The sequence below is a fragment of the Bradyrhizobium sp. Leo170 genome (assembly GCF_004296405.1).
Taxonomy (GTDB): Bacteria; Pseudomonadota; Alphaproteobacteria; order Rhizobiales; family Xanthobacteraceae; genus Bradyrhizobium.
In genome coordinates this window covers 1-7,998 of record NZ_PSRR01000376.1, presented here as the reverse complement: position 1 = coordinate 7,998, position 7,998 = coordinate 1, and the positions used below count along the sequence as shown (strand labels likewise).

Genomic DNA, 7,998 nt, shown 5'->3' with positions numbered 1-7,998 from the left:
GCATCATCGCGGCCATGCTGTTCGTCTTCCAGGGCATCCTGGAGCTGACGCGTGGACGCATGCTGCTTCGGATCGGAAACCAGATCGACTGGCGTGTCAGCGACCGCGTCTATGATCTCGTGATACGTCTGCCGCTCCGCACCCGCGGCGGCGGCGATGGGCTGCAGCCGGTCCGCGACCTCGACACCATTCGGTCGGTGCTATCAGGGGCTGGCCTGCCGGCGCTGTTCGATTTGCCATGGCTGCCGATCTATCTCGCGATCTGCTTTGCGTTCCACCCGCTGATCGGCGGCACCGTGCTCGGCGGCGCGCTCGTGCTGGTGATCCTGACGCTGCTCACCGATCGCCTGTCCCGTCGCTCGGTGCAAAGAGCGTCAAACCATGCCGCCGCGCGCAACCGGCTCGCCGAGGCGAGCCGACGCAACGCGGAAGTCCTGGTTGCGATGGGGATGTCCGCGCGTCTGCTCGCGCGCTGGCGCGAGCTCGGCGATGCCTATCGCCGGCAGCAGAAAATCGCCGGCGACATCTCGGGCGGTTTCGGCGTCGTCGGGCGAATGCTGCGCATGATGCTGCAATCAGCCGTCCTTGCGGTCGGCGCCTATCTCGTCATTCACCAGGAGGCATCCGGCGGGATCATCATTGCCAGCTCGATCCTGACCGGCCGCGCGCTCGCGCCCGTCGACCTCGCGATCGCCAACTGGAGGAGTTTCGTTGCGGCGCGCCAGAGCTGGCGGCGTCTTGAGAAACTGCTGGCAGTCATCCCCGGGCCCGCGACCCAGGTGCCGTTGCCCGCACCGAGCCGCACGCTGCTTGCGGAAAAACTGTCCGTCACCGCTCCGGAGTCCGAAAGGGTGCTGGCCGCCGACATCAATTTCGTCCTCAAAGCGGGCAGCGCGCTCGGGATCATCGGCGCCAGCGGATCGGGAAAATCCTCGTTGGTCAGCGCGCTTGTCGGCGCATGGCGGCCGTCGCGCGGTGTCGTCCGATTGGACGGCGCGGCGCTGGAGCAATGGTCCCCCGAGGCGCTCGGAAATCACATCGGATACCTGCCGCAGGACGTCGAACTGTTCGAAGGCACCATCGCCGAGAATATCGCGAGATTTGTCCCAAGCCCGCCGATGGAAACGGTGCTCGCGGCGGCAAACGCGGCCGGCATCCATCAGCTCATCGTCGGCTTGCCGGAGGGATACAACACCCAGATCGGCGAACAGGGCGCGCGCCTCTCCGCCGGCCAAAGACAGCGCGTTGCACTCGCCCGCGCGCTGTATGCCGATCCCTTCCTCGTGGTGCTGGATGAGCCCAACTCAAATCTGGACGCCGAAGGCGAAGAGGCGTTGACCCGCGCGATCCTCGGGGTTCGGGCTCGCGGCGGCATCGTCGTGATCGTCGCGCACCGCTCCAGCGCACTCGCCGCCGTCGACTTCGTGATGACGATGCTCAATGGCAGGCAACAAGCCTTTGGCCCCAAGGATGAAGTGTTCTCGATGCTGACACGACGGGAGTCACCCCCAGCGGGTCCATTCAAGGTCGTTCCTCAATCGGCGGCATCGACATGACCGAGAGCGCATTTCAAGGCGAAGACCGCAGCTTGCGCCATCACCTGATCGGCGGAATAGTCGTCGCGCTCGTGCTGACTGGCGGCATCGGCGGCTGGGCCGCCACCACGGAATTGTCAGGCGCAGTCACGGCGTCCGGATCGGTCGTCGTCGATTCCAATGTCAAGAAAGTCCAGCATCTGACCGGCGGCATCGTCGGAGAATTGCTGGTCCGCGAAGGTGATCATGTCCGTGCCGGAGACACGCTGGTGCGGCTCGATGAGACTGCGCTGCGGGCGGGCCTTGCCATCTACGCGAAAGGGTTGGATGAGATGCGCGCCCGCAAGGCGCGCCTCAGCAGTGAACGCGATGGCGCTGAGCACATCGTGGTCCCACCCGAGCTGCTCGATCGCCCCTCGCCGGAATTCATCACGGCGCTCGACAGCGAACGCAGATTGTTCGAGCTCAGAGCCGCCGCGCGCAGGGGGCAGAAGTCGCAGCTTCGCCAGCGCATCGCGCAGCTCGAAGATGAAATCCGTGGCTACGCCGCCCTGCAGGAGGCCAAGGCGGAGGAGATCGAGCTGATCCAGCGTGAGCTCACGGGCGTGCGGACGCTGTGGGAGAAGAACCTGATCCAGATGAGCCGGCTAACGGTTCTCGAGCGCGAAGCCGCGCGCCTCAAAGGCGAGCTTGCGCAGTCGATTGCCGCGACGGCGCAAGTGCGTGGCAAGGTCACCGAAATCGAATTGCAGATTATCCAGATCGATCAGGATCTGAGCAGCGAGGTCGCCAAGGAGTTGCGCGAGATCGACGGCAAGATCGGAGAATTCATCGAACGCAAGGTCGCAGCGGAGGATCAGCTCAAGCGGGTCGACATCCGCGCCCCGCAGAATGGGATCGTGCACCAGCTCAGTGTCCACACGGTCGGCGGCGTGGTCAGCCCGGCCGAGCCGGTCATGCTGATCGTTCCGGAGGCCGATCTTCTCACCGTGGACGCCAAGATCTCGCCGGCTGACATCGATCAGCTCCATGTCGGACAGGCGGCGAGCCTGCGCTTCTCCGCCTTCAACCAGCGCACCACGCCGGAAATCCAGGGCACGATCAGCCGCATCTCGGCCGACGTGACATCGGACCAGCGCACCGGCCAGAGTTTCTACACCGCGCGGGTGGCAATCACGCCCGAGGAGCTGGCGCGACTGGGAGCAGCGAGACTTCTGCCGGGAATGCCAGCCGAGATCTTTGCCAAGACCTATGATCGCAGCGTGCTGTCTTATTTCGTCAAGCCGCTGTCCGACCAGATCGTGCGGGCTTTCCGCGAGCGCTGAACAATCTTGCTGACCGGTTCAGCGCAGTAGCCGAGCCGGGCGATTCGCGAGGCATCGGTCCGTCGTGCAGGCCCTACTCGACCGGGTGTCCGATCATCGCCGAGAGTTCGCGGACGACCCGATCCGACATTTGGCCGGTCACCGGCAGCTTGCGGTCGCGCTCGAACTTGGCGATTGCGGCCTGGGTATCGGAACCGATGGTGCCGGTCGGCTTGAGCTGGCCGTAGCCATATTCGGTGAGCGCGCGCTGGACCGCGGCGATGCGCTTCGATGCCGCACTCTGGGTGGTCTCGCGCGCGAGGGGATCGGCGCGGGCGGCCGGATGACATTTGCCGGAGCCGGCGGGGCCGACGTCGACTTCAGGACGAGATTGGTCATCGGGTCGGAAGTTTTAGAATCGGAAGTCCTGGAATCGGAAGTCTTGGAATCGGACGCCCTCGGTTCCGCTCTGGGTTCGGCGGGCTTCGCGGGCTCGGCGGGCTTCGCTTCCACAGGCTGGGGTTCAACGGGACGCGCAGCCGCCTCGACCGGCCGCGGACGCGGCAGCAGACTGGTGACGGCAGGCGCCGGCGGCGGCAGCGTCACGACCGAACCGAACATCGGTGATGGATGGCGGCCGGCCTGCAGAAACAGTGCATTGGTGATGATGGCAATGACGGCGCCGGCCGCGAGCACGCCGGCGACCGTGTCCTTCGGACTGTGCAACAGCACGCGCATCAGGACGCCGCGCTCTTCCTCGGCTTCGATCGCAACCGCCTGCGCGCCGCGACGGCGGCGGCGCGGCATCTCCTCATCATCGGCGACTTTTCTAGGCACTCTTCTTCACCTGCTGGGCTTGTTCCTGTAATCCGGATCGCAACGCGGGCTTCAGCGTCGCGATCTTGCCGGAAGGCTCCTGCACCGCCGGCGGCGCAAACGAGAGCGGCAGCGTCACGGTCACAGTGGTGCCTTCGCCAAGCTTGCTCTCTACACTCATCTCGCCCTGGTGCAAGCCGACCAGACCCTTCACGATCGACAGTCCAAGTCCGGTGCCCTCATGACGGCGCTGATAGGTCTTGCCGGCCTGGAAGAAAGGATTGCCGATCTGTTTGAGATCGTCGGCATCGATGCCGACACCGGTATCGGTGACATCAAGCATCAGCCGGGATCCCTCGACCGCAGCCGACACCGTGACGCTGCCGCCGCGCTCGGTGAACTTGATGGCGTTGGATACGAGATTGAGCGTGATCTGCTTGAAGGCGCGCGGATCGCCGTTCATCATGGGCAGATCCTCCGGCGCGCGGGTGATCAAGTCGACGCCGTTCTCCCGCGCCTTCAGCGCCAGCAGGTTGCAGCAGTTGAGCAGCGCCGGGCGCGGCGCGAACGGCTCGGGGGCGATTTCGAAAGTGCCCGTTTCCATCTTGGACATATCGAGGATGCCGTTCACCACCGACAACAGGTGCTGGCCGGAATCACGGATGAGCTGCGCATACTCCTTGCGGCGCGCCGCATCGAGCATCAGCACATCTTCCTGGGCGATCATGTCGGAGAAGCCGATGATGGCATTCAGCGGCGTGCGCAATTCGTGGCTCATGGTGGCGAGGAACCGCGTCTTCGACGCGTCCGCCTGCTCGGCAGCGTTCCGCGCCTGCTCCAGCGCCTCCTGCTGCATCTTGCGATCGGTGACGTCGCGAATCACGGCGACGACTTCGCCCTCGCCAGCGACCTGATCGAGCGGCCGGCAGCGCATCTCGACCCAGATGAAATCCGCCGACTGCATCAAACCGCGCGGCGCCTCCCGCCGCAGGCGGAATTCGACGCTGCGTCCCTCGCCGCCCCGCGCTGCGTCCGACAGCGCAGTGAGATAGGCCGGACGATCGGCGACATGGACGCGATCGAACAGGCCGTGCCCCATCAGCCGCGGCGCCGGCACGCCGAGCATCGCTTCCGCCGCCGGCGAGATGAATTGCACCGCCCCGTTGCGGCTGTGGCGCGACAGCACGTCGCTCATATTGTGCGCCAGGAGGCGGTAGCGCTCTTCCTCGCGATAGAACAGCGCCACGCTGGTGCGCGCGAGCGACTCGGCGCCGAAGGCAAGGCCCGCGGCATAGAGCGTTGCTGAAACGACACCGAACCCGATCAAGGCGCCCTGCAATGGCGCGCTCAGATTTGACGGCGGCAGCAGGTGGAAATGGCCGAGCACGATCAAGGCCGCCGCACATGACATCGCAAGCGCAAAAGCGAACGCCACCACGCGGCGCGAGGCCGACAGCGCCGCCTCGATCGGAACCACGATGAGCCAGACCGCGGCAAAGGATGCGATCCCGCCGGTGGCCGCCGCCACAATCATGACGAAGCCTGCAAGCGCCAGCGACGACAGCACATGCGCGCCTTCATAGCGGCCAGTGCGCGACAGGAACCAGGACAACAGGATCGGCGCGATCAGCCAAGCGAAAGCGGCAACCTCGATCGCGGTCGGCGCGCCGCGCAGCGCCAGATAGACGGGAAACGCAGCGAACGCCGCCAGGCTGCCGAGCAGGCGCGGCGCCATGAAGGCGCGATGCCGCGCCCGCGTCAACGCATCATATCTCGCCGACGGATGCAGCAGGGCATCGAGACAATCGCGGATAATACTCAAAACACTCACGGCTTTCGCGCTTTCCGATCCTGCGTCAAAGACGAGTCGGAACGCCCCCTTCATCTTGGACTCACCGTGTCAGAGTGAACTTAAGCGAACGCTAAGGCACAGCGCCCGGCCGCCGGACTCTGTGCCTTCGCACGGCTTTTGCACATCGCAACGGGCGCATTTGGCGCGGATGGTGAACGCGAGGTTTCCGCGATCGATAATCTTATGGTTTCGAAATGGTGGACGAGCGGGGCTCGCGCATCTTGCCGCAGCTCGCTGGCATCAATCGAAAATTTACACCGAATCGAGACGCGTGCGGATTTTGGCGCGCATTTTCCGCGAATTTTCGACGATTTAACTTCAAGGCAAACACTTGCGTTTTATTGACCGCTGCTAGTCACGTGCGAATTGCGGATCAACCGCAAACGAAGATGACGGGGTCGCGAGATGTTTTTCCTGCTGCGCATGGCATTCTGGCTCGGGCTCGTGCTCGTGCTGCTGCCAAGGGACAAAACACCTGAATCGGAAAAGCTGCCGCAGATCGGCGCCGCCGAAGCCGTGCAGGCGGCGACCGCTGCTGTCAGCGACATGGGCCAGTTCTGCAAGCGCCAGCCTGCGGCCTGCGAGGTCGGCGGCCAGGCAGCGACGGTGATCGGTCAGCGTGCCACCGACGGTGCAAGGAAAATCTATCAGATCATCATCGACAAGAAGTCGCCGGACCACACCGGCTCGATCGGCTCGCCTGGGGATGCCGAGGTCTCCCTGGTCGCGTCCCGCGACACCCTGACGGCCGACGACCAGGCCATCGAATGGCGGCCGCCGCCCGCGCCGTGACCGCAAAATAAGCCGGAACCGGCTGCATTTTCATCGCATTCGGCCGCCCGCGACCCTATATAACGATTGCAGTGATGGGACGCGGGTGATGATGACGATCGACGAAATCAGGGAGAATTTCTCGCTGCTCGACGAGTGGGACGACCGGTACCGGTACGTTATCGAGCTCGGCCGCACCCTTGCACCGATGCCGGAGGAAGAGCATTCCGCAGCCAACAAGGTGCAGGGCTGCGCGAGCCAGGTCTGGCTCTCCAGGAAGATCGACCGCGCCGGCAACGACGATCCGCGGCTGCATTATCTCGGCGACAGCGACGCGCATATCGTGCGCGGGCTGATCGCGATCCTGCTGACGCTTTATTCGGACCGCTCGCCCAAGGAAATCCTGGCGACGGATGCCGCCGCGATTTTCGATGAGTTCGGGTTCCGCGAGCACCTGACGCCACAGCGCTCCAACGGATTTCGCTCGATGATCGAGCGTATCCGCTCGGATGCCCGCGAGACGCTCGCAACCGCCGCTTCCTAGCTCGTGTATTTGACGCGTTTTATTCAGGCGAACCGGAATCCACTTCGCTCGAAAACGCTATGCTACTTCCGCTTCCGCTGCTGCTGGCCGAGGCCCATCTTCTTGGCGAGCTGTGAGCGCGCTACCGCATAGTTCGGCGCGACCATCGGATAGTCGGCCGGCAGCCCCCATTTCTCCCGGTATTGTTCCGGCGTCATGTTGTACTGCGTGCGCAGGTGGCGCTTCAGCGACTTGAATCGCTTGCCGTCTTCCAGGCAGACCAAATATTCTGACGTAACCGATTTCTTCACGGACACCGCGGGCTTGGCCGGCTCGAGCGGCGCCTCGGTCCGTCCGCTGGCGACCCGCATCAGCGCGGCATGCACCTGGCTGATCAGGTTGGGGATATCCGAGGCCTGGGTCGGATTGTTGCTGAGATAGGCCGATACGATGTTGGCGGTCAGTTCGACAGGGCTTTTGCCGGTGGCATCGGTCATCGCGCAACCTTCTCTTGAGGCTTGGACGTTGGCAACGGGGCGGGACCGCGGACAATATCGGGCTACGCCAATACATCAGCGGAGCCCCGCATTACTTGCTAATATGCGCGGACTACCAGGAATCTAGCAAGAACTACGCGGCTTTATTTTTCAAGACACGCGATTGCAAGTATTTCCCGGTCTATGACGAACGCTGCTCGAGATGCGCCCGCAGCTCGTCGATGGAGGCGAAGCGCATCATGCCTTCCGGCATCTGCGCCTCGATCGAGCCGTCGGAATAGAGCGAATAGGCCATGCCGTCGACGACGCCCGATTTCAGCACCGTCACCGGCGGCTGCTCCTGCGGCTGCGGCGGACGACGGTCGGCCACCGGCGCGCTGGGGCTCTCGCCTGGGGTCAAGGGCGTGCGCGGCACGCGGCGCGGCGGAAGGTCGGAGGGCCGTTGCCGCTCCGGCCTCGGCCACGTGTCATCGAAGTTCACCTGCTGCGACTCGCCCGATTCGGCGGCCGGCGCCAGTGGATTCGAACGCGGCTCCGGCGAGAGCATGTCGGGGGTCAAAGGCTCGCCTGCGCGCGCCGGGCCCCGTTCGCGCTCCTTGCGCGTGGAAGAGAACATCAGGTTGCGCCGCTTGGGACCTGCCGGGCCAACCTCCGACGGTTCCGCGCCTGGCGGAGTGACGGGCGGCACCTCGTTGCGGGC

The 7,998-nt window shown here is 64.6% G+C and carries 6 protein-coding genes and 2 pseudogenes; 4 read left to right on the top strand and 4 right to left on the bottom strand.

Translation table 11 applies throughout. From position 1 onward, the window contains the following. Both CWO89_RS37470 and CWO89_RS37465 read left to right on the top strand, forming a co-directional pair. The coding region (locus tag CWO89_RS37470) for a type I secretion system permease/ATPase (RefSeq protein ID WP_130583386.1) at positions 1-1,556 on the top strand (1,556 nt) is incomplete at its 5' end. Then, a complete protein-coding gene (locus tag CWO89_RS37465) occupies positions 1,553-2,860 on the top strand; it encodes an HlyD family type I secretion periplasmic adaptor subunit (RefSeq protein ID WP_130583385.1) in 1,308 nt (435 codons plus the stop codon). The genes CWO89_RS37470 and CWO89_RS37465, both read left to right, overlap by 4 nt. A 73-nt stretch (positions 2,861-2,933) precedes the next feature. On the opposite strand, the pseudogene CWO89_RS49800 reads toward CWO89_RS37465, so the two are convergent. Then, positions 2,934-3,676 (bottom strand): annotated as a pseudogene (locus CWO89_RS49800) (peptidoglycan-binding domain-containing protein). Beyond that, positions 3,669-5,486 carry a sensor histidine kinase gene (locus tag CWO89_RS37455; protein WP_165421488.1) on the bottom strand — a complete coding sequence of 606 codons (1,818 nt, stop codon included), beginning with the start codon at positions 5,484-5,486 and terminating at the stop codon, positions 3,669-3,671. The pseudogene CWO89_RS49800 and the gene CWO89_RS37455 overlap by 8 nt, the downstream one beginning before the upstream one ends. A 426-nt stretch (positions 5,487-5,912) precedes the next feature. Between CWO89_RS37455 and CWO89_RS37450 the strand changes: the two genes are divergently transcribed. Together CWO89_RS37450 and CWO89_RS37445 are read left to right on the top strand one after the other, a co-directional pair. After that, positions 5,913-6,299, top strand: a complete 387-nt coding sequence (locus CWO89_RS37450; RefSeq protein ID WP_130583383.1) for a DUF5330 domain-containing protein — start codon at positions 5,913-5,915, stop codon at positions 6,297-6,299. Positions 6,300-6,390: 91 nt separating this feature from the next. After that, on the top strand, positions 6,391-6,822 hold the full coding sequence (locus tag CWO89_RS37445) for a SufE family protein (RefSeq protein ID WP_130583387.1): 432 nt from the start codon (positions 6,391-6,393) through the stop codon (positions 6,820-6,822). Positions 6,823-6,884: 62 nt separating this feature from the next. On the opposite strand, the gene CWO89_RS37440 is transcribed toward CWO89_RS37445, so the two are convergent. Beyond that, positions 6,885-7,298 (bottom strand): Ros/MucR family transcriptional regulator, encoded by a 414-nt coding sequence (locus tag CWO89_RS37440; RefSeq protein WP_130583382.1) that lies wholly within the window; start codon positions 7,296-7,298, stop codon positions 6,885-6,887. 181 nt (positions 7,299-7,479) lie between these two features. Next, positions 7,480-7,998, bottom strand: a pseudogene (locus CWO89_RS37435) (DUF308 domain-containing protein); the annotation flags it as partial.

Excerpts from the sequence above, each read along its gene's own strand:
- CWO89_RS37465 (WP_130583385.1), top strand. The coding sequence starts at position 1,553 with ATGACCGAGAGCGCATTTCAAGGCGAAGACCGCAGCTTGCGCCATCAC.
- CWO89_RS37450 (WP_130583383.1), top strand. The coding sequence starts at position 5,913 with ATGTTTTTCCTGCTGCGCATGGCATTCTGGCTCGGGCTCGTGCTCGTG.
- CWO89_RS37445 (WP_130583387.1), top strand. The coding sequence starts at position 6,391 with ATGACGATCGACGAAATCAGGGAGAATTTCTCGCTGCTCGACGAGTGG.
- CWO89_RS37440 (WP_130583382.1), bottom strand. The coding sequence starts at position 7,298 with ATGACCGATGCCACCGGCAAAAGCCCTGTCGAACTGACCGCCAACATC.